General features: G+C 69.6%; 18 protein-coding genes and 1 riboswitch. Of the genes, 10 read left to right on the top strand and 8 right to left on the bottom strand.

Going from position 1 to position 20,158, the window contains the following annotated elements; translation table 11 throughout:
* The first annotated feature begins 123 nt into the window (after window positions 1-123).
* Window positions 124-223, top strand: a riboswitch (S-adenosyl-L-homocysteine riboswitch).
* A 33-nt stretch (window positions 224-256) separates the two neighbouring features.
* The 3 genes from ahcY to ACHWVH_RS04715 all read left to right on the top strand — a co-directional run bounded on the left by ahcY (window position 257) and on the right by ACHWVH_RS04715 (window position 2,547).
* Window positions 257-1,702, top strand: a complete 1,446-nt coding sequence (gene ahcY / locus ACHWVH_RS04725; RefSeq protein ID WP_017915311.1) for an adenosylhomocysteinase — start codon at window positions 257-259, stop codon at window positions 1,700-1,702.
* A 259-nt stretch (window positions 1,703-1,961) separates the two neighbouring features.
* Window positions 1,962-2,246, top strand: a complete 285-nt coding sequence (locus tag ACHWVH_RS04720; RefSeq protein WP_267093507.1) for a ribbon-helix-helix protein, CopG family — start codon at window positions 1,962-1,964, stop codon at window positions 2,244-2,246.
* A gap of 1 nt (window position 2,247) precedes the next feature.
* Window positions 2,248-2,547, top strand: a complete 300-nt coding sequence (locus tag ACHWVH_RS04715) for a type II toxin-antitoxin system RelE/ParE family toxin (protein ID WP_267085449.1) — start codon at window positions 2,248-2,250, stop codon at window positions 2,545-2,547.
* Window positions 2,548-2,814: 267 nt separating this feature from the next.
* On the opposite strand, the gene ACHWVH_RS04710 is transcribed toward ACHWVH_RS04715, so the two are convergent.
* Window positions 2,815-3,576 carry a class I SAM-dependent DNA methyltransferase gene (locus tag ACHWVH_RS04710; RefSeq protein WP_394686754.1) on the bottom strand — a complete coding sequence of 254 codons (762 nt, stop codon included), beginning with the start codon at window positions 3,574-3,576 and terminating at the stop codon, window positions 2,815-2,817.
* Window positions 3,577-4,109: 533 nt separating this feature from the next.
* On the opposite strand from ACHWVH_RS04710, the gene ACHWVH_RS04705 reads away from it, so the two are divergent.
* Genes ACHWVH_RS04705 through ACHWVH_RS04695 form a run of 3 tightly spaced genes read left to right on the top strand, consistent with a single transcriptional unit; the run spans window position 4,110 to window position 7,106 of the window.
* A complete protein-coding gene (locus tag ACHWVH_RS04705) occupies window positions 4,110-5,498 on the top strand; it encodes a cytochrome P450 (protein ID WP_394686753.1) in 1,389 nt (462 codons plus the stop codon).
* Complete coding sequence (locus ACHWVH_RS04700; RefSeq protein WP_394686752.1) at window positions 5,491-6,405, top strand: sulfotransferase domain-containing protein; 915 nt, start codon at window positions 5,491-5,493, stop codon at window positions 6,403-6,405. Before ACHWVH_RS04705 ends, ACHWVH_RS04700 begins: the two co-directional genes overlap by 8 nt.
* Window positions 6,402-7,106, top strand: a complete 705-nt coding sequence (locus ACHWVH_RS04695; RefSeq protein WP_394686751.1) for a sulfotransferase family protein — start codon at window positions 6,402-6,404, stop codon at window positions 7,104-7,106. The genes ACHWVH_RS04700 and ACHWVH_RS04695 overlap by 4 nt, the downstream gene beginning before the upstream one ends.
* A gap of 12 nt (window positions 7,107-7,118) precedes the next feature.
* On the opposite strand, the gene ACHWVH_RS04690 is transcribed toward ACHWVH_RS04695, so the two are convergent.
* The 4 genes from ACHWVH_RS04690 to ACHWVH_RS04675 all read right to left on the bottom strand — a co-directional run bounded on the left by ACHWVH_RS04690 (window position 7,119) and on the right by ACHWVH_RS04675 (window position 12,659).
* Window positions 7,119-7,892 carry a TorF family putative porin gene (locus tag ACHWVH_RS04690; RefSeq protein ID WP_394686816.1) on the bottom strand — a complete coding sequence of 258 codons (774 nt, stop codon included), beginning with the start codon at window positions 7,890-7,892 and terminating at the stop codon, window positions 7,119-7,121.
* A 5-nt stretch (window positions 7,893-7,897) separates the two neighbouring features.
* Window positions 7,898-10,438 carry a methyl-accepting chemotaxis protein gene (locus ACHWVH_RS04685; protein ID WP_319020012.1) on the bottom strand — a complete coding sequence of 847 codons (2,541 nt, stop codon included), beginning with the start codon at window positions 10,436-10,438 and terminating at the stop codon, window positions 7,898-7,900.
* A gap of 496 nt (window positions 10,439-10,934) precedes the next feature.
* Window positions 10,935-11,492 (bottom strand): DUF3228 family protein, encoded by a 558-nt coding sequence (locus ACHWVH_RS04680; RefSeq protein ID WP_017912964.1) that lies wholly within the window; start codon window positions 11,490-11,492, stop codon window positions 10,935-10,937.
* Between the two features lie 246 nt (window positions 11,493-11,738).
* Window positions 11,739-12,659, bottom strand: a complete 921-nt coding sequence (locus tag ACHWVH_RS04675; RefSeq protein ID WP_267103564.1) for a M14 family metallocarboxypeptidase — start codon at window positions 12,657-12,659, stop codon at window positions 11,739-11,741.
* A 333-nt stretch (window positions 12,660-12,992) separates the two neighbouring features.
* Between ACHWVH_RS04675 and ACHWVH_RS04670 the strand changes: the two genes are divergently transcribed.
* From ACHWVH_RS04670 to ACHWVH_RS04660, 3 genes are all read left to right on the top strand, one after another.
* The gene (locus ACHWVH_RS04670) at window positions 12,993-14,363 is read left to right on the top strand and encodes an alpha-amylase family protein (protein WP_394686815.1); all 1,371 of its coding nucleotides are present in this window, start codon (window positions 12,993-12,995) and stop codon (window positions 14,361-14,363) included.
* A gap of 151 nt (window positions 14,364-14,514) precedes the next feature.
* A complete protein-coding gene (metF, locus tag ACHWVH_RS04665) occupies window positions 14,515-15,357 on the top strand; it encodes a methylenetetrahydrofolate reductase [NAD(P)H] (RefSeq protein ID WP_267117376.1) in 843 nt (280 codons plus the stop codon).
* 165 nt (window positions 15,358-15,522) lie between these two features.
* Window positions 15,523-16,140 (top strand): DUF4124 domain-containing protein, encoded by a 618-nt coding sequence (locus ACHWVH_RS04660; protein ID WP_267085445.1) that lies wholly within the window; start codon window positions 15,523-15,525, stop codon window positions 16,138-16,140.
* Between the two features lie 312 nt (window positions 16,141-16,452).
* On the opposite strand, the gene ACHWVH_RS04655 is transcribed toward ACHWVH_RS04660, so the two are convergent.
* The 3 genes from ACHWVH_RS04655 to ACHWVH_RS04645 form a co-directional block, all read right to left on the bottom strand.
* A complete protein-coding gene (locus tag ACHWVH_RS04655) occupies window positions 16,453-17,415 on the bottom strand; it encodes a Nudix family hydrolase (RefSeq protein WP_394686750.1) in 963 nt (320 codons plus the stop codon).
* 234 nt (window positions 17,416-17,649) lie between these two features.
* Window positions 17,650-18,024: a VOC family protein gene (locus ACHWVH_RS04650; protein WP_394686749.1), complete on the bottom strand. Its 375-nt coding sequence runs from the start codon at window positions 18,022-18,024 to the stop codon at window positions 17,650-17,652.
* 171 nt (window positions 18,025-18,195) lie between these two features.
* On the bottom strand, window positions 18,196-18,750 hold the full coding sequence (locus ACHWVH_RS04645; protein WP_267085444.1) for a TetR family transcriptional regulator: 555 nt from the start codon (window positions 18,748-18,750) through the stop codon (window positions 18,196-18,198).
* Window positions 18,751-18,853: 103 nt separating this feature from the next.
* Here ACHWVH_RS04645 and ACHWVH_RS04640 point away from each other — a divergent pair, with 103 nt between their 5' ends.
* Window positions 18,854-20,041, top strand: a complete 1,188-nt coding sequence (locus ACHWVH_RS04640) for an FAD-dependent monooxygenase (protein ID WP_295926644.1) — start codon at window positions 18,854-18,856, stop codon at window positions 20,039-20,041.
* The last annotated feature ends 117 nt before the right edge of the window (window positions 20,042-20,158 follow it).

Below are 20,158 nucleotides of genomic sequence, written 5' to 3'. Positions count from 1 at the left end.
CAGCGACGGTAGCAGGGCCGGCGCGGCCCGCCCCCTGTCGATGGTTGGGCTTGGGCATGCCATTCCCCGCCCTGACCCGCGTTCAAGCGCCACACGCGGCAGCCGCTATAATCGGTTACCCCTTGTGCCGAGGGGCGCTGCGACCGGATCGAGACCGGATTCCCCGTCTCCAGACCCGGCCAGGCTCGGCGCGAGGCTTGAGCGACAACGGCGCCCGGACTTCGCGAGTTTCTCGCCATTGACCGGAGCTTTATCGATGAACGCTGCACTCAAGAGCTTTTCCACAGAGGGCGACTACAAGGTCGCCGACATTTCCCTGGCCGATTGGGGCCGCAAGGAACTGGACATCGCCGAGCACGAGATGCCGGGCCTGATGTCGATCCGTCGCCAGTACGCCGCCGCCAAGCCGCTGGCCGGCGTGCGCGTCACCGGTTCGCTGCACATGACCATCCAGACCGCGGTGCTGATCGAGACGCTGAAGGACATCGGCGCCGACGTGCGCTGGGCCTCGTGCAACATCTTCTCCACCCAGGACCACGCCGCCGCCGCGATCGCCGCCACCGGCACCCCCGTGTTCGCCTGGAAGGGCGAGACCCTGGAGGAATACTGGGACTGCACCCTCGACGCGCTGACCTTCACCCTGCCCGACGGCACCCAGACCGGCCCGGAACTGGTGGTGGACGACGGCGGCGACGTGACCCTGCTGATCCACAAGGGCTATGAGCTGGAGAACGGCGCCAAGTGGGTGGACGAGCCGTCCTCCTCGCACGAGGAGCAGGTGATCAAGAACCTGCTCAAGCGCGTGGCGGTGGAGCGCCCCGGCTACTGGACCCGCGTGGTCAAGGACTGGAAGGGCGTCTCCGAAGAGACCACCACCGGCGTGCACCGCCTGTACCAGCTGGCCGAAGCCGGCACCCTGCTGATCCCGGCGATCAACGTCAACGACTCGGTGACCAAGAGCAAGTTCGACAACCTGTACGGCTGCCGCGAGTCGCTGGCCGACGGCCTCAAGCGTGCGATGGACGTGATGCTGGCCGGCAAGGTCGCGGTGGTGTGCGGCTACGGCGACGTCGGCAAGGGCTCGGCGCACAGCCTGCGTGCCTACGGCGCCCGCGTCATCGTCACCGAGATCGACCCGATCTGCGCGCTGCAGGCGGCGATGGAAGGCTTCGAGGTCAACACCGTCGAAGACACCCTCGGCCAGGCCGACATCTACGTCACCACCACCGGCAACAAGGACATCATCCGCATCGAGCACCTGACGCAGATGAAGGACCAGGCCATCGTCTGCAACATCGGCCACTTCGACAACGAGATCCAGGTCGAGGCGCTGTACAAGCTGCCGGGCGTGCAGAAGATCAACATCAAGCCGCAGGTGGACAAGTTCGTGCTGCCCAACGGCAACGCGATCTTCCTGCTGGCCGAAGGCCGCCTGGTCAACCTGGGCTGCGCCACCGGCCACCCCAGCTTCGTGATGTCCAACAGCTTCGCCAACCAGACCCTGGCGCAGATCGACCTGTGGCAGAACAAGGACAGCTACGAGAAGCAGGTGTACCGCCTGCCGAAGAAGCTGGACGAGGAAGTGGCGCGCCTGCACCTGGAGAAGATCGGCGTGAAGCTGACCAAGCTCACCGACGCGCAGGCCGCCTACCTCGGCGTGCCGGTCGATGGCCCGTTCAAGCCGGAGCACTACCGCTACTGAGCCATTGGCAGCACATCGCCAGGCAGACAGGAACGGGCGCCGCGAGGCGCCCGTTTTTTGTGCGATCGGCGCAGCAAGCGTGTGGAGCGGAAGGGAGCTGGAAATTCGTACGGAGCGAAAAACCGCAGACGTCGCCACCTTGCGCCAACCCCTGCTCCAAGCCGCCTTTTCCGGCCAGTCGGCCGACGCGCCTGCCCAGCCAGGCATCTGTAACACACCTGTGCTACATTGATTCCAAGCCAATCGCCTGGAGCTCTCCATGGGCACTACCACCATCCGCCTGCCGGACGCGCTCAAGGCCCGCGTCGCCAAGGCCGCGGAAGCGGCCGGCACCACGTCGCACAACTTCATCCTGGAAGCCATCGCCGAGAAGGCCGAGCTGGCCGAGCGGCGCGTCGACTTCCATGCCCAGGCCGATCAGCGCTGGGCCGAGTTCCTGGAAACGGGTGAGACCATTCCCTGGGACCAAGCGCGTGCCTATTTCAAGGCACTGGCCGCAGGAAAGCCCGCAAAGCGGCCGGTAGCGCGCAAGCTGGAAGACTGAGGTGACGCGCGTCCGCATCGCTCCCGGCGTGATCGAGGATCTGGAGCGGATCGCTGCGTATTTGCGCGAGCACGAGAGCCAGCATGCCGAGGCGAGGACCGAGGAGATCGTCAGCGCGTTCGACGTACTGGCGGGTAATCCCTTGATCGGCCGCCCGGTCCATGGAGACAACCGCGAACTGGTGATGGGCCGCGGTGCGCATGGGTATGTGGCGTTGTATCGCTATGTGGATGTGACCGATACGGTGATCGTGATGGCCATCCGCGCACAGCGGGAGGCGGGCTATGCGCTCGGCGGATGAAACCGAGTCGACGTCCGCACCACCGCATCGACGGATGCCGGCAGGGGCATCGTGGATCGCCCTCGGGCCATCGCCAACTGATTGATCCTCACCTCGCCCCCGACGGCAACCAGTGCGGCATCTCGCTGTCGGCGGATTGGATACTGAATGACCTTCGGCGGGTACCGCCGGCATGGACACCAACCCAAAGGCGACACGGTCCTGCCGATACCGATGCCGCAATTGTAGATAGGACGCCGTCATCCAACGCCTGCAACGGCACGATCTTCAGGCCGTGCACTCGCTGGCCGGCGCGTACACCGAAATTTGAATCCGGCTGCGCGCGTGATACGGCGTGCGTGCCCAGTCGCTCCAGCGCGCCTCCAGGCGCAGGCCGGCGATCTGCGCCATCAGGTCCAGCTCCGATGGCCACACGTAGCGGCGGCGCTCGCTGAAGATGCGCGTACCGGATTCGCCCAGTACCACCACGCGCTGGTCGATGCGCTGCTGCAGCGGATCGGGCTGCGAGCACACCAGCATCACTGCCGCGCCATCGCCGTCGGTGTCCGGCACGTCCAGCACCTGGCTGACCTTGCCGCCGCTTTCGAACACCTCTGCACCCGGCACCGCGCTCTGGATCAGCAAGCGGCCGTCGGGCGCCAGGCAGCGCGCCGCGTTGACCATGCAACGCAGCTGCTCGGCCTGCGTCAGCAGATACCCGAATGCCGCCACCGCGTAGATCAGGCCGAACGGGCCGCATACCGGCATGTCGGCGAAATCGGCGCGGACCAGGTGCAGGCGTTCGCTGCCGGGCTTGGCACGCAAGGCCTCGAGCATCGCAGGCGAATTGTCGATACCGGTGACCGGCACATCGCAGTGCGCGAGCGGCAAGCCAATGCGGCCAGTGCCGATGCCCAGTTCCAGCGCCGCACGGCCCGCGGCCAGCTCGGCGAGGACACCGACGCACTGCTGGGTGACGGCGGCAGGCCAGCGATCGTAGAAACGGTCGTAGATCGCGGCCAGGCGATCGTACTCGTGGGTCACGGGCATCCGCAGCCACTCGTTGCCGAAGTGGCGCGACCATAGCACGCAGCGATGGCGACGCAGTGGCCACACATGCAGGGCGGCACCCTGCATGGCAGGCGCGGCGATGCGCTGCAATCGCGTGCGACACACGCCACAAAACTGCAGATGACATGCGCATTGCAGTTGGCCGCGCTTCAGTCTTTTGCTTGCGCCGCCGCATCCAAGCGAGGATGCTTTTTCCCGCGCCTGCCACGCTGAGGCAGGCGCGACAATCGCAACAGATCCCCCGCTCAATCAGGAGTATCGCCATGAAACGCCTTTTTGATTCGCTGTCGCGTTGGGTGCAGAGCCTCGGTGGCCGCAAGCTCGGCTACATCTACACCTACTGACCTCCCCCGCCACCGTCGCGTGGCATGACCGTGCGAGAGGGGGCGACCCGCCCCCTCTCCCCAGCGCTCTCCGCTTCGCACGGCCGCACGCCCGTTCGCCATCGGCTCCATGTCCCCTCCTGCGTCGCGGTGTGACCCGCCGACACGGCTATTCGTGCGGATCTGCACGTGACCGATCCGCATCCGCGCCCGCCAGGCCCGCGCGGGCACTGGGCATTCGGCAACCGGCAGGCTTTCGCCACCGATCCGCTCGGCTTCCTGCAACACTGTGCACGCACGCATGGCGACGTGGTGCGGATCGCCGAGCGCACCTATCTGCTCGCAGCACCAACCGCGATCGCCACGGTGCTCGGCGACGACGGCAGCCTCTACGCCAAATCCGATCCGGATCCGCGTGCGCGGCGCGCTGCATTTCCGGCATCGGTGATGAACAGCGAGGGCGAGGCCTGGCGGCGCAAGCGCCAGGCGCTGCAGCCCGCGTTCCGCGCCAGCCTGGTGCGCGACTACGCCGCAAAGGCGGCCGCCGCCACACAGGCGCTGCTGCGATCGCGCGGCGACATCGACAACGTGCACGACCTGCGCCTGACCATGACCGCGCTCTGCGCGCAACTGGGCGCCGGCTTCCTGCTCGGCGATGCGGTGCACGCGCCGGCGCTGCTGCGGATGCTGCCGATGGTCGATGCGATCCTGCAGCAGACGCGTACGCCGTCCGCGGCGCCGGCCTGGTGGCCGAGTGCCGGCAAGCGCCGCCTGCGTGCCGCACGCGGCGCACTGGACACCGCGCTGACGCAGATCCTGACGTCGCCACATTCTGATGGCGCAGACGCCTCGGTGCTGGAGCTGCTGCGACGCGACGCTCCGCAGGCCGACGACGACTGGTGCCGCGACGAAGCGGCGGCGATGCTGATGTCGGCGCTGGAGCCGATGGCGGCCGGCCTGACCTGGACGCTGTTGCTGCTGGCGCAACATCCATCGATCGCGCAGGCCGTGGCGGAGGAAGCCGATGCCCTGCCCGGTATCGACGGCGCATCCACCACGCCCTGCGCCGATGCGCTCGTCGAACGCCTGCCGCTGACGCGCGCCTGCGTGAAGGAGGCCATGCGCCTGTATCCGCCGGCGTGGATGACCGCGCGCATCGCGCAACGCGACACCACGCTGGGCGGCTTCGCGGTGCCGCGCGGTACCCAGCTGATCGTCAGCCAGTGGGTGGTGCAGCGCGATCCGCGTCACTTCTCCGCGCCGGACCGCTTCCTGCCGGCGCGCTGGCTGGACCCGGCGCAGACACCGGCGCGCTACACCTACTTTCCGTTCGGCGGCGGTCCGCGCAGTTGCATCGGCAGCCAGTTGGCGCTGGTGCAGATGACCGTGGTCGTGGTCGGCCTGTTGCGCGAGCGCACGCTGCACCTGGCGACGGATGCACGGCCACGGCCGTATCCGGCGCTGGTGCTGCGTCCACTCGATGTCCGCATCGCCTTGCGCCCGCGCACGACAACCCTGTCCCGCCAGTCGCCCGCGACGGCGCCCTTCCCCCGCACACCGGAAACCCCGCATGGCTGATTCCACTGCCTTCGCCAAGACCCGGGAATACTCCAACCGCTTTTTCGATTCCGCCGCCTGGAACGAACTGGAGTTTCGCGACGGCGACATCGTCATCGCCAGCTACGCCAAGGCCGGCACCACCTGGCTGCAGCAGATCGTCGCGCAGTTGCTGTTCGAGGGCGTGGCGGACGTCGACGTGTCGGCGATCTCGCCGTGGCTGGACGGTGTGTACCCGGACCGCACGAGCAAGCTCGCGCTGCTGCAGGCGCAGACCCACCGGCGCTTCATCAAGACGCATCTGCCCGCCGATGCGCTGGTGGTCAGCGATCGCGCCAAATACCTGTACATCGGCCGCGACGGCCGCGACATCGCGCTGAGCCTGTACGACCACCAGTGTGCGGTCAGCCAGGATGCGCAGGCGCGGCTGGATGCCGGGGCGGCCGAACCGGGCAAGCTGCGCGTGGTGCCGCCGCCGAGCCTGCCGATGGATGCCTACGTGGCGCATTGGCTGGCCCACGACGGCGCACCGTTCTGGCCGTTCTGGGAAGGCGTGCGCAGCTGGTGGCAGCAGCGCGCGCAGCCGAACGTGCTGCTGGTGCACTACGCCGACCTGCTGCAGGATCTGCCCGGGCAAGTGCGGCGCATCGCCGCGTTCCTGGAGATTCCGGTGCGCGAGACGGACCGGGAGACCATCCTGGCGCACTGCCAGTTCGGCTACATGCGCCAGCACGCCGCGCGCTACGTGCCGCAGGGCGCCGGGCTGTGGCGCGAAGGCGGCAAGGCCTTCTTCAACCAGGGCCGCAGCGGCCGCTGGCGTACGCTGTTGCCGGCGACCGTCGCCGCCGACTACGAGGCGCGCGCGCAGGCGGAGCTGGGCCGCGAGGCCACGCAGTGGCTGGCGCAGGGCGCCGGGGCGTCGGCATGAGCCTGTGCGTCGTCGGCGCCGGCCTCGGCCGCACCGGCACCCTGTCGCTGAAGCTGGCGCTGGAACATCTGGGCCTGGGCCGCTGCTATCACGCCATGGAACTGGCCGCGCACCTGCGCCAGGCCTTGCCGCTGTGGGACGCGGCGATCGACGGGCAGGCGGACTGGGACACGCTGTTCGCCGGCTATACCGCCACCGTCGACTATCCCGGCTGCTGCTTCTGGCGCGAGCTGGTCGCGCGCTACCCGCAGGCCAAGGTGATCCTGACCGTGCGCGATGCCGATGCCTGGTTCGAGTCGGTGCGCAGCACCATCTTCGCCAGCGACGGCAGCGTGCCGGCCCTGTTCGGCCCCGACGGCCAACGGCTGAGCCAGTTCCTGCGCCGCGACTTCGCCACGCGCATCGACGATCGCGGCTTCATGACCGACTATTTCCGCCGTTGGAACCAGGCGGTCATCGCCAGCGTGCCGGCGCAGCGCCTGCTGGTGCTCGACACCGACGCGCAGAGCGGCTGGGAACCGCTGTGCGCCTTCCTGGGCGTGCCGATGCCGGCACAGCCGTATCCACGCGTGCATGCGCGCAGCGGCGGCGGCACGCAAGCGCGCCCGCTGCCCAGCGACCCGGCGCAACGCGAGCAACGCCTGCGCGCCTACCTGGACCGGCTCGCCGTGGAGGCGTTCGCAGCGCCCGCCGACGGCTGAGCGCGCGTCCGCCTATAGCGAGAAGTTGCGCTTGATCGAGAACGACCAGGCGCCGTCGATCGGGTTGGAGACGTGCACCCGGCCCTCGCCATCCGCCACGCCGGTGGTGTAGCGGCGATAGACGCCGGCGCTGTTCCAGGCCCGTGCGTAGCTCAGGCCGAACTCGGTGCCGCGCCAGGTGCGGCTCAGGCCCACGCGCGCGTCGGTCCAGCCGTAGTCGGCGAAGTTGCGCACGTGCTGGTGGCCGGCATGCACGCTGGCCTGCCAGTCCGGCGCCAGCGGCAGCGTGGCGTCCAGCGCCAGATAACCGGAGCCGCGCGAGTGCCGGCCCTGGCCGACGCCCAGCGTGGCGCTGTTGTAGCCGAAGTAGTCGCGCGTCCAGGTGCTGGCGTAGGACAGTTCCAGCGTGCGCCAGTGCCCGGCGACGATGGCCTCGCCATAGTCGTAGCGCGTGCCGCTGGCGCTCATGCGCGCGCCGGGGTAGGCGTAGTGGTAGACGCCGGCGCGCCAGCCCCAGTCGCCATGGCTGGCCGCGTAGCCGGCATACACGTCCCACTCCACGTGCCCGCCTTCGATGAAGTACGGGCTCACGCCCGACGCCCAGGTGCCTGCGAACCAGCCGCTGTCCGCGGCCACGTCCAGCCCGCCCTGCAGCACCGGCCGTCCCCAGCTCTGCTCGAATCCGCGCGAGACGTAGTTCGAGGTCGCCGCCAGATTGGCGCTGGCGCTCCCGGCCCAGGCCGGGACGGCGACGCCCAGCGCCAGCAGCAGCGCTGCGCTGCGCATGGCGCTCACGACACCAGCTCCAGCCGCGCCCGGCCCGCCGCGGCCAGGCCGCCCGACGAAGGTGCCGCGAGCTTGAACAGCGCCACCGCGCGCTGCAGTTCCTCGGCCTGATCCTCCATCGCCCGCGCCGCCGCCGTGGCCTCCTCGACCAGCGCGGCGTTCTGTTGGGTGGCTTCGTCCATCTGCACGATGGTCTTGCTCACCTGTTCGATACCGGCGCTCTGCTCCTGCGAGGCGGCGGCGATCTCGCTCATGATGTCGGTGACCCGGCGCACGCTGGCCACGACCTCGCGCATGGTGTCGCCAGCGCCGTTGACCAGCGCCGTGCCATCGTCGATCTTGCCGACCGAGGCGTCGATCAGGCCCTTGATCTCGTGCGCCGCGGTCGCCGAGCGCTGCGCCAGCGCGCGCACCTCGCTGGCCACCACCGCGAAACCGCGGCCCTGCTCGCCGGCGCGCGCCGCCTCCACCGCGGCGTTGAGCGCCAGGATGTTGGTCTGGAAGGCGATGCCGTCGATCACGCCGATGATCTCGGCCATCTTCTTCGATGCCTCGGCGATGCCGGACATGGTGTCCACCACCTGCTCGACCACCGCGCCGCCACGCGAGGCCACGCCCGCAGTGTCCTGCGCCAGGCGGTTGGCCTGGTGCGCATGCTCGGCGTTCTGCTTCACCGTCGAGGTCAGCTCCTCCATCGAGGCCGCGGTTTCTTCCAGATTGGCCGCCTGCTGCTCGGTGCGACGCGACAGGTCGTCGTTGCCGGCGGCGATCTCGCTGGCGGCGGAGTTGATCGCGGTGGTGGCCTGCTGGATGCGGCCGACGATGCCGGTCAGCTGTTCCACCGTGGCATTGGCATCGTCGCGCATCTGCGCGAATACGCCGTGGAATTCGCCGTGCATGCGCGCGGTGAGGTCGCCCTGGGCCACGGCACGCAACAGCGCCGACAAGGCCGAGAGGTTGCCTTCGGTCAACTCCATCAGCCGGTTCAGCCCAACCACCATGCCGCGGAAGTCGTACTGGAAGCGCTCGGCGTCGCCGCGCCGGGAGAAATCGCCGGAAGCCGCGGCCTGCGCCAGTTCGGTGATGGCCTGGTTGATCGCCTGCAGGCTGCGCTTGGTGGTGCGCATCGCCTCGGTGATCGCCGCCTTCTCGCCCGGCAGCGGCTCCATGTCCACCTGCATGTTGCCGATCGCGTACTGCGACATCACCTCGACCAGACGCCGCTGCACGTCCACGTGCGCGGCCACCAGTGCATTGGTGCCGTGGACCATGCGTCCGTACTCGCCGGGGAAACGTTCGGCGTCCATCCGGTAGCTCATCTCGCCGGCGTCGTGGCGCTGCGCCATCTCCGCCTGCGCCTGCATCACCGCCTGCAACTGCGTCTGCATGCTGCCCATCGCATCCAGCAACTGGCCCAGCTCGTCGTCGCGGCGATGCCGGACCTGGCTGTCCAGGCGCCCGGCGGCGACCGCCGAAGACACGCGCACGGCCTCGGCCAGCGGGTCGAGCACCTGCCGGCGCAGCAGCAGGTACAGCGCGCCGCTCAGCAACAACGCCGAGAGCAGGCCGACCGCGGCGATGGTCCACAACAGCGCACGCGCCTTGGCCATGACCAGCGCGTACGGCACCGAGACGCCAAGCGCGAACGTCTGCGGCGCATCGCCGATCTTCAGCGGCACGAACACGTTCAACGCATCCTCGCCGTCGGCGCGGCGATGGTCGAACACCACCTGGCCCTTGGCCACGCGCGCCAGCATGTCCTTGGACCAGGCATCGCTGCGGGTCTTGCCGACCTGCTGCGGATCGCGGCTGGCCATCACCATGCCCAACGGCGACAGCAGGCTGGCATGGCCCTCGCCCATCGGCCGCAGCGCGGCGATGCGCTGCTGCAGGGTATCGAGGGTGAAGTCGACGGTGACCACGCCCAGGAAACGCCCGTTCTCCAGGATCGGCGTGGCCAGCGTGGTCATCAGCGTGTCCTTGCCGGCCACCGGGTAGTAGTAGGGCTCGATCACCACCGGCTTGTGCGTGTTGCGCGCCAGCAGGTACCAGTCGCCGTCGCCCGGCTTCTCGTAGTCGCGCAGCGCCTCGCGCACCAGCTTGCCGTTCTGCCGCGACCACCAGGTCATGTAGCGGCCGGTGGCGTCATGGCCCTCGGTGCCGACGAAGGCCTTGTCGTTGCCGTCGAACGCGTCCGGCTCCCACATGGTGCTGATGCCCAGCCACTGCGGATGCGCGTCGAGCTGGCTGCGCAGCACCGCGGTGGCGGTGGCGCGCGACAGACCGGCCGCGTGCTGCACGCGGAAGCTGTTGGCCAGCGCGTCGCTGGCGTCGAATGCCACGCCGATTTCGCGCGACACCCGCTGCGCCTCCACTTGCGCCAGGTTCTCGATGCTGGTGCGCGAGGTCGACAGCAGCGCATCGCTGCTGCGCCAGTAGATGATCATTGCGGTCAGGCCGAAGCAGGCCAGCGCGAGCAGGCCGGTACCGAGCATCAGGCGTTTGGCGACGCTGCCGCGACGGCGCTGCGGCGACGGAGTGGACATGACGACTTCCTTGGCAAGGGGGGAGGGAATACGGTCGCGGGGAACGCCCCCACGCGGCAGCCCGCCACGGCGCGCGGCACGAGTGCGCCGTGTCCGCTGCCGATGACCTGCCCGAGGCGCCTTCCCCACCGGGCCACGATGCGCGGCCGGACATTGCGTCCTGGCGCCGCTGCATGGCGACCCACCCTCTCGCTATCGTCCCGCCGTCCGCAAACTTGATGGTCATTGCGCGTCATGCCGATGAACGGACAGGGCGTCGCGGCGAGAACGCGCGGCTGCGCGCAGTTCTGTTCAGCACTTATGCGCCAGTGCACAAGCGCGTGCACGGATGCAGCACGGCGGGCCGGCGACGGCAACGTGCAGGGATGCGTGAAGGCGGCTGCGCGAATGCGTGACCGCGTCCGGAGCGATCACGCCTGCGCGCGGTAACGTGCGCCGCATGCACCGCGATGCGTGCCCGGCGAGGTCACTGCGCGCGGACCGTGTCTGGCCGCGCTTACGGCCGCCAGTTGGCGTTGTGCTCCCAGAACGCCACGCTGCGCCGATAGGCGTCGCGATCCAGCGGCACGCCCGAGCCGCCCTCCTCCACGCCCAGCGCATTGCGCAGCATGGTGATCGGCGCCATCGGGATCTCCTGCGGCTCGGCGGTATACAGGCAACCAACCACGCCCCAGTCCGCCTCGATCGGCGCGCCCTCGTGCGCGAGCTGTTCGCGGCTGTAGAGGATCGGCAGCAGGTACTCGGCCACCGGCGGCTCGACCCCTTCGAACCAGCGCACCAGGACCGGCAGCTCTTCACGGCTGCGCGCCTCGTAGCCCGAGCGCAGCAGGCGCCGGTTGGCGTCGGTGATCGGCACGGTCAGGCAGCGCGTCGAGGTCCAGTTGCGGTGCACGTGCAACTTGCAGAACGGTGCGTAGCCGTCCAGCACCTGCAGCGGCGTGTGCGCGTTGAGGTGCTGCTCGAACTGCTCGGGCGTGCAGTCCTGGATCGCATTGCGGCGGCCATCGCGCGGGAACAGACGCGTGCGGGCAAACGGCGTGAGGACGATGGACATGGGGTACATGGCAAACGAGGGCCCACAAGCGTAGCGCGCGGCAGGGTCGGTGCCCACCGCTGCCACCGTCGCAGCCGGTGGCGCAAGGCCATGCGGAACAGCGCTTAGCGGAACTTGCGATACCTCGACTGGGTGCACTGTGGGAGGCACTTCAGTCCCGACGCCGTGCAAGGTTGGGTACCCAGCAGGCGCCGCTCGTCGCAGCTGCGTGACAGGTGTCCTGCAAATCGTGCATCCACCTGGCGACTACGGATGTGCCAAGGCGTAGTCGATCGCCGCGCGTACCGCCGCCACCTGCGCGGCGTTGCACTGCTGCGGCGTGGCGCTGGCACTGTCCGGATACACCTCGGTAGTCGTGGTGTAGCGCGCGTCGGTGATGCCTGCGCACAGACCCAGCCGCTTCACCGGGTAGTTGATGACCCCCGGCGCCGCCAGCGGCGTGCCGATGAGTTCGCCGGCGGCGTCGGCCGGCGCGATATGGGTGACCTGTGCGACTGCGGACAGCACCGCCTGCTGGAACGCGGGCTGCGGGTTCTCGCTGTCGCCGACCAGGTAGAAACCGTCGGGAATGCCGCCCGGCGCGTAGGCGATGCCATCGCGCGCGGCCAGCGCCGGCCGGAATTCGGACTCGTCGCTGTCGGTGGTCTCGTGCAGGTCGATGTGCATGCGCACTTGATCGCGCAACGGCGCGACCAGGCGCAGCAGCGCAGCCGATTCCTGCGCCGGGCTGTCGGCGCGGAACGAACGGTTGGGATCCAGCGCATCGGCGTTCCAGCGGTGGATGCGCTCGTACGCCCACGGGCTCACGCACGGCGCCACCAGCACGTTGGCGCGGCCGGCGTAGTCCCCGGCATGCTGCTGCGCGAACTGCAGCGCGCCGTGCACGCCGCTGGTCTCGTAACCATGCACGCCGCCGGTGACCAGCATGCACGGCAAGGCGTGGTCCCAGTTGCGGCTGCGCAAGGCCAGCAGCGGATAACGCTCCTGCGCGTATGCCAGTTCCCCGTACGCGACCACCTCCCACTGCCCGCGCAGGCCTTCGATGGCAGCGACCACCTCGTCCTGGTAGCTGCGCCGGCGCGGCTGACCCGCCAGCCAGGCCGCCTTCTCGGCCGCGCCCCAAGGCACGCCGGGGGTTCCGATCGGATAGAAGGCTGCGCTGGTCATGATGCGGCTCCGCGTCGACAGGTGAGGGCGGCGACTGTAGCAAAGCGCATGGGCCGCGATGCGACATGTGCCATGAATGCAGCGCGCACGGCGCTCCCGAGCGGAAGCGGATGCCGATCCCGCTTTCGTACGCTGTCGCCATGAATACGTATGTAGCGCGCGCATGTTGCGCCGCGATGCGCGCTTAGCATCCTCCGGCCGCACGCCAGCCCCGCGGCGAGGTCATGCCCCTGTCCTGCAGGCGTCCTGCCTGCGCCCACGCACCGAGGAGATCGAACGATGCGCGTCCCATCCGCTGCAAATCGTCTGCTGCACCTGCACCGCTGGCGCAGCCTGCTGGTCGGCCTGCTGCTGCTCCTGGCCACCGCCAGCGCCCAGGCCGACGTCATCCTGCATGCCTTCAACTGGCCCTATGCCACCGTGGAAGCGCGTGCCGCGCAGATCGCCGCCGCCGGCTACCGCAAGGTGCTGGTGGCGCCGGCCTACCGCTCGCAGGGCGACGCCTGGTGGGCGCGCTACCAGCCGCAGGACATGCGTCTGATCGACGACCCGCTCGGCGACACCGACGCCTTCGCCAGCATGGTGCAGGCGCTGAAGGCGGTGGGCGTGGAAACCTATGCAGACGTGGTGCTCAACCACATGGCCAACGAAGCGGCCACGCGCTCGGACCTGAACTACCCGGGCAGCGCGGTGCTCGGCCAGTACGCCGCCAATCCGCAGCGCTATGCGTCGCTGCGGTTGTTCGGCGACCTCTCGCAGAATTTCCTCAGCGCCAACGATTTCGGCCCGGCGCAGTGCATCACCAACTACAACGACCCCTACCAGGTGCGCACCTACCGCATCTGCGGCGGCGGCAACGATCCCGGCCTGCCGGATCTGGTCGGCAACGACTGGGTGGTGCAGCAGCAGCGCAACTACCTGCTGGCGCTGAAGGCGCTGGGCGTCACCGGTTTCCGCATCGACGCGGCCAAGCACATGACCTTCGATCATCTGAACAAGGTGCTCGATGCGCAGGTCCGCTCCGGCGTGCTGGTGTTCGGCGAGGTGATCACCGGCGGCGGCAGCGGCAACTCCGACTACGACCAGTTCCTGGCACCGTACCTGCAGGCCACCCCGCACGCGGCCTACGACTTCCCGCTGTTCAACTCGGTGCGCAACGCCTTCGCCTACGGCGGCAGCATGGACCTGCTGGTGGATCCGGGCGCCTACGGCCAGGCGCTGCCCGGTGCGCGCGCGGTGACTTTCGCCATCACCCACGACATCCCCAACAACGCCGGCTTCCGCTACGCGATCATGGACCCGGTCGACGAGACCCTGGCCTACGCCTACCTGCTCGGCCGCGACGGCGGCGTGCCGATGGTGTACTCGGACAACAACGAGAGCGGCGACAACCGCTGGGTCAACGCCTACCAGCGCGACGACCTCAAGCGCATGGTCGGGTTCCACAACGCCGCACAGGGCCGCGACATGCAGGTGCTGGCGCACGGCGCCTGCTACCTGCTGTTCCGCCGCGGCGACCTGGGCATCGTCGGCATCAACAAGTGCGGCAATACCGTCACCGCCGCGGTACCGATGAACGGCAGCGTATTGCGCTGGAACGTCGACTACACCGATGCGCTGGGTTCCGGCAGCGTGGTGCGTATTTCCAGCGGCAGCTACACCTTCAGCCTGCCGCCGCGGCAGGCGCGGATGTGGAAGCGCTGAGCCTGGGAGCGGACGCGGCGCGCCCACCGGCGCGCCGCGCGGGGAGCGCGTCGCCGCCCCCGGGCGACGCGGCGATCGCGCGGTCGCGACTTCTTGCACATCCATCCGGATGAAGAGATATACTCGCCACACCGCCCGCTGCGTTGCGCCCATGACCGCCATCAGCTTCGAGTTCTATCCGCCCAAGACCGACGAACAGCGCGCGCAGCTCGACCGCACCGCCGCGCGGCTGAAGGCCTACGCCCCGGAGTACGTCTCCTGCACCTTCGGCGCCGGCGGCTCGACCCTGAGCTACACCTCCGAGACCGTGCGCCACCTCAAGCAGCACCACCGTTTCGAGGCCGCGCCGCATCTGTCCTGCGTGGGCGGCAGCCGCGAGGAGATCCGCGAGCTGCTCAAGCTGTACCGCGCCATCGGCTGCCGCCGCCTGGTCGCGCTGCGTGGCGACCTGCCGTCGGGCATGGGCCACCCGGGCGACCTGCGCTATGCCGCCGACCTGATCGCCTTCATCCGCGCCGAGCACGGCGACGCCTTCCATCTGGAAGTGGGCGCGTATCCGGAGACGCACCCGCAGGCCCACGACGCGCTCAGCGACCTGCGCCACTTCAAGGCCAAGGTCGATGCCGGCGCCGATGCCGCCATCACCCAGTACTTCTACAACGCCGACGCCTACTTCCACTTCGTCGACGCGGTCCGCAAGCTCGGCGTGCAGATCCCGATCGTGCCCGGCATCATGCCGATCTCCAACTTCAGCCAGCTGCGGCGTTTCTCCGAGCAGTGCGGCGCGGAAATCCCGCGCTGGATCGGCAAGCGCATGCAGGCCTACGGCGACGATGCCGAGGCCATCCGCGAGTTCGGCGCCGACGTGGTCGCCGCGCTGTGCCAGCGCCTGATCGATGGCGGCGCGCCGGCGCTGCATTTCTATACGCTCAACCTGGCCAAGCCCACCACCAACGTCCTGGCACGTCTGCGCGGCGACGTCGCCGCCGGCTGAGTGTCGCGGCCGCTGGCCGAACGCTGGGATTGGGGATTCGGGATTAGAGATTGGTAACAGCGGCGCGCGGCCTCGCTTTGGCGAATCCCCAATCTCCAATCCCGAATCCCAGCGCTCGTAAGGCATTCGCTCCGCGGTCACACCGGCTGCGGCTACCCTGCGGCGATGCGCGCCCTTCCGCCGATCCTGCTGCTGTTGTGCCTGTGCATCTTCGCCACGCCGGCGATGGCGCAGCGGGTGAACCGTTGCACCGGCCCCGACGGCACCACCGTGTTCAGCGATCGGCGCTGCGAGGACGTCGGCGCGATCGATCGCCTGCCGCCACCGGCGGCGCCCGGCAATGTCGGCAGCGCCGCTCGCGGCCTGGCGCCGCCGCAGTGCGTGCGCCGGCTCAGCGTGTTGGCGCAGCAGATCCGCACCGCGGTCGAGACCCGCGACGTCAACCGGCTATCGGCACTGTACTGGTGGAACGGCGTCTCCGACGACGGCGCGCAACGCATCTTCGACCGTCTGGAGGCGATCGTGCGCCGCCCCCTGGTGGCGATCGTGCCGGTGTTGCCGGACACCGGCGGGACGACCGCTCCCGCAGCCGGCACGTCGTCGACAGCCGCGTCCGCGACAACGGCCACGTCGGCCGCGGGGGATGCCGACGGTGGCGAGGCACCATCGCGCCCGCATCCGACCGGCCTGCGCCTGCAGCAGACCCTCGCCGGCAGCATCACCCCCGCCTCCACCGTGCTGGACCTGCGCCGGCAGTACGACTGCTTCTGGATCAGTTTCTGAGGAGCCGGGAATGGGGATTGGGGATTGGGGATTGGGGATTGGGGAATCGCAACAGCGGCATCCCGTACGCACCACCCTACTCTCGCGCAGGAGCGGCTTCAGCAGCGACGCGGTGGAGCCGGGATTGGGGATTGGGGATTCTGGAACCGCAACAGCGGTTCCCCCGTACGCGGCTCCCCCCGCCCAGGAGCGGCGCCAGCCTCGTCGGACACTGTGGGAGGGACTTCAGTCCCGACGCATTGCGCCATCGGAAACCACGTCACGTCGCGCGTCGCGGCCGCACGATAGTTGGTCCCTACGGAATCGCCGCGCTCACGCCACATCGGCCGCCAGCGGCCACAGCCCGCGGATCGCGGCGATGCCCTGGCCGCCATGGCGGCGCGCCTCGGCGACTTGCGTCGATGCCAGGCCGCCGATCGGATAGATCGGCAGGGCGACCTGCTCGCGCAGGCGCTCGAACGCCTCCCAGCCCAGCGGCGCGGCGCCTGGGTGGCTGGCGGTGGGGGCCAGCGGCCCGACCACCGCGAAATCGCAGCCGATGCGCTGCGCCGCCTGCAATTCTTCAACGGTATGACAGGACGCCGCCACGGCCTGCCCGGCCGGCAACGGGCGCGCCTGCCACTGCGGCAACTGCTCCGCGCCCAGGTGCACGCCGACACCCAGTTCCTGTGCCAGCGCCACGTCGCGGTTGAGCAGCACCTGCGCGCCACGCGTCGCGCACAGCGTCGCCGCGGTCCGCGCCAGCGGCGCCCACTGCTCGGCCGGCAGGCTGCGCGCACGTAACTGCACGCGGCGCACGCCGGCGTCCAGCGCGCGCTCCAGCGCCGCCAACCAGGGACCCGGCTCAGCCGGCTCCGGCGTCACCAGATAGCAGGCGGGCTGGCGCAGCATCGCCACCACCGGCTGGTCGGCCGGGGGCATCGCATAGCGGCCCAGCTTGTCGGCACTCACCCAGGTCAGCGCCTGGCCCTCGCGGCCGCGCGGCGTGCCCTTCCACGCCGCCACCTGGCGCACTTCCAGGCGCAGGCGCTTGTCCGGGTAGCGCTGCGGCACTTCCATCAACCAGTCGCCGACCACCGCCTCGATGCCCAGTTCCTCCTGCAGTTCGCGCACCAGCGCCTGCTCCGAGGTCTCGCCGGGTTCGCGCTTGCCGCCAGGGAATTCCCACAGCCCGGCCAGGTCGCGGCCCTCGGTGCGGCGGGTCAGCAGGATACGGCCACGCGCATCGGTGATGACGCCGGCGACGACATGAATGGATCTGAGCGGTTCGGACATGGCGCAAGCTTGCCGTTTCCGGCAGCGCCAACGCAATCAACCGGGTTCACATCGGCGACGATCGGCATGTAAGCGGCGCCAATGCAATCCGGAAACCCAGCGCTGCGCGTCGGCGTGCGCTGCTGGCCGGGCTGCCACGCCAAGGCAAGATCATGCGCAGACTGGCCCGCCACCACCGCTGCCCCTGTGCGACCGCCTGCATCGTGTCGGCGCCGCACATCCAGCGCGCACCGCTCAGGCCACCAGGCCGTGGCCGGTCCGCCACAGCACGCCGCCGGGATCGTGCAAGGTGAAATCGCGCATGTCCCAGGGCCGGTCCTCGGGCTCGCCCAGGCGCGCACCGTAGCGGCCGGCCAGGTCGGCCGCCTGCAGCCGCCGCCACCAGGCATCGACGTCCTCCACCCACAGGTGCAGCACGAGGTTGTGCGCCAGGCCCGCATGGTAGAAATCCTGCAGCAGGAATGCGCAACGGTTGCCATGGCGGAAGCAGATCAGGCCGTCGCCGAGCGGCTCGGCCGCGAAGCCTATGTCCGCATAGAACTGCGCCGACAGCGCGAAATCCTGCGCCGGCACGAAGACCTTCAGTTCCCGGCTGGGAGAGGCATCCAAGGCGATTTCTCCAAGGTGTTCGAGCGATCCATGACCGAGCATGCCACGTCGCGACGGCGCATGCGCCAGCAAGAACGCGCGCGCACGCGACGCTCTGTCCATGCCCACGCCATCCGGCCACCCGCGCGCGACCACCATCGTACGGCCGGGCTTGGCAAACGCGCCCAGCCCTCACAGAGGCTGCGTCAGATAGCGCTGCAGCGTCTCTCCCAACACCCGCACTGCGCGCGGCCGGGTCAGGCCCCTGGCTGGAAATTCCAGCACATAGCGCACCAGGGCAAAGCCCAGCATCTGCGAGGCGATCAGCGCGGCGCGCGTCTCCGCTGCCGCGCCCGGCCCGAGGTAGCGCCGTACCGCGGTACGCAGTTGCCTCTCGAAGATCTCCGTGATCCGCGCCTTCGCATCGGCGTGGCTCACCGCCGCGCGCAGCAAGGCCACCAGCTGATGGCCCGACGGTGCGTCCTCCCAGACCGCGAAGAAATGCACCGCCAGGCGCTCACCCACGTCCTCGGCCGGGAGGTCGCGCAGATCCGGCAGGCGCAGGTCGAACTCCACCGCGGCCAGGAACAACTGCTCCTTGCTGCCGTAGTAGCGGATCACCAGTGCGACGTTGGCCTGCGCCCGCGCTGCGATCTGGCGCACCGTGGTGCCGTCGTAGCCGTGCAACGCGAACAGCGCGCGTGCCGATTCGAGAATGCGGTCCTTGGTTGCCTGCGAACGGGTCACGGATGCGTCTCTGCTGGGCACAGGCGCGGCCCTTGTAAACAGAAGTTTACTCCACCCCGGAAACGGCGCAGGATGTAAACACACGCTTACCCAGGAAGATGCGATGAACGCGAACTGCGACACGCGATCGACGGAGGTCCTGATCGTGGGTGCCGGCCCCAGCGGACTGGCGCTGCGCCTGGCGCTGGACCGGCTCGGGATCGCCTCGCTGCTGGTCGACCGACATCCGGCCGGGCTGAACACCTCGCGCGCGGCGGTGATCCATGCCCGCACCCTGGAGGTGCTGGAACCGCTGGGCGTGGTGCCGCGCCTGCTCGCGGCGGGCGTGCGCACCACCACCTTCCGCGTGCGCGACGGCGACCGGGTGCTGCTGCAGATCGGCTTCGACGACCTGCCCTCGGCGCACCGCTATGCGCTGATGTGCCCGCAGAGCGCGACCGAAGCGATCCTCGCCGACGCGCTGGTGCCGGACTCGGCCACGGTGTGGCGGCCCGCGCGCCTGCTCTCGTTCGCAGAATCAGCAGATGGCATCAGCGCCGACCTGGAACTGCCGCAACAGCGCCGGCAGCGGGTGCGTGCGCGCTGGATTGTCGGCTGCGACGGGGCGCACAGTGCGGTGCGGCAGGGCGCCGGGATCGCGTTCGAGGGCGGTGACTACGCGGAAACGTTCGTGTTGGCCGATGTGCGCATGGCCTGGCCGCTGCCGCGCGACGAAGTCAGCCTGTTCTTCTCGCCGCAGGGCCTGATGGTGGTGGCGCCGTTGCCGAAACCCGACGGTACCGCGGGCGATCGCCACCGGATCGTGGCCACGGTGACGGACGCAATCGGGCCGCCGACGCTGGCGCAGGTGCAGGCCTTGCTCGATGCGCGCGGACCGCGCAGTGGGCGCGCTCGCGTCGACACGCTGCTGTGGCGTTCGGACTTCCATCTGCAGCACCGGGTGGCCGCGCAGATGCGCCGGGGGCGGGTCCTGCTGTGCGGCGATGCGGCGCACGTGCACAGCCCAGCCGGTGGCCAGGGCATGAACACCGGCATCCAGGACGCCATCGCCCTGGCGACGGCGCTGCAGCAGGCGCTACGCCAGCACGACGACCAGGGCCTGGACGCCTGGGCGACCCGCCGCCTCCGCATCGCCCGCGGCGTGGTGCGCATGACCGACGCGATGACCCGCGCGGCCACCGCCACCGCGCCGGTGACGCGCACGGTCCGCAATGGCCTGCTTGGGCTGATCGATCATGCGCCGCTGATCCAACGCAGGCTGGCGGCGCGCCTGGCGGAACTGGGCAACTGAGCGGCGGATCGCCGCCGTCCCGCACATCTGCGGGAGCAACGGAGCCGCGTCTTCACCCCTGAAGGGGGCCGGCCCGCAGCGGCGGCGCGCATGCGCCACCGTGCGGCCAGGCCAGGC

The organism is uncultured Xanthomonas sp. (genome assembly GCF_964278005.1).
Lineage (GTDB): Bacteria > Pseudomonadota > Gammaproteobacteria > Xanthomonadales > Xanthomonadaceae > Xanthomonas_A > Xanthomonas_A sontii.
Note: the sequence above shows the minus strand (reverse complement) of the source record. Positions and strands in the feature narration are given on the sequence as shown.

Excerpts from the sequence above, each read along its gene's own strand:
- ACHWVH_RS04710 (WP_394686754.1), bottom strand. The coding sequence starts at position 3,576 with ATGCCCGTGACCCACGAGTACGATCGCCTGGCCGCGATCTACGACCGT.
- ACHWVH_RS04660 (WP_267085445.1), top strand. The coding sequence starts at position 15,523 with ATGCGCGCCCTTCCGCCGATCCTGCTGCTGTTGTGCCTGTGCATCTTC.
- ACHWVH_RS04690 (WP_394686816.1), bottom strand. The coding sequence starts at position 7,892 with ATGCGCAGCGCAGCGCTGCTGCTGGCGCTGGGCGTCGCCGTCCCGGCC.
- ahcY (WP_017915311.1), top strand. The coding sequence starts at position 257 with ATGAACGCTGCACTCAAGAGCTTTTCCACAGAGGGCGACTACAAGGTC.
- ACHWVH_RS04655 (WP_394686750.1), bottom strand. The coding sequence starts at position 17,415 with ATGTCCGAACCGCTCAGATCCATTCATGTCGTCGCCGGCGTCATCACC.
- ACHWVH_RS04685 (WP_319020012.1), bottom strand. The coding sequence starts at position 10,438 with ATGTCCACTCCGTCGCCGCAGCGCCGTCGCGGCAGCGTCGCCAAACGC.
- ACHWVH_RS04680 (WP_017912964.1), bottom strand. The coding sequence starts at position 11,492 with ATGTCCATCGTCCTCACGCCGTTTGCCCGCACGCGTCTGTTCCCGCGC.
- ACHWVH_RS04675 (WP_267103564.1), bottom strand. The coding sequence starts at position 12,659 with ATGACCAGCGCAGCCTTCTATCCGATCGGAACCCCCGGCGTGCCTTGG.
- ACHWVH_RS04720 (WP_267093507.1), top strand. The coding sequence starts at position 1,962 with ATGGGCACTACCACCATCCGCCTGCCGGACGCGCTCAAGGCCCGCGTC.
- metF (WP_267117376.1), top strand. The coding sequence starts at position 14,515 with ATGACCGCCATCAGCTTCGAGTTCTATCCGCCCAAGACCGACGAACAG.
- ACHWVH_RS04700 (WP_394686752.1), top strand. The coding sequence starts at position 5,491 with ATGGCTGATTCCACTGCCTTCGCCAAGACCCGGGAATACTCCAACCGC.
- ACHWVH_RS04640 (WP_295926644.1), top strand. The coding sequence starts at position 18,854 with ATGAACGCGAACTGCGACACGCGATCGACGGAGGTCCTGATCGTGGGT.
- ACHWVH_RS04695 (WP_394686751.1), top strand. The coding sequence starts at position 6,402 with ATGAGCCTGTGCGTCGTCGGCGCCGGCCTCGGCCGCACCGGCACCCTG.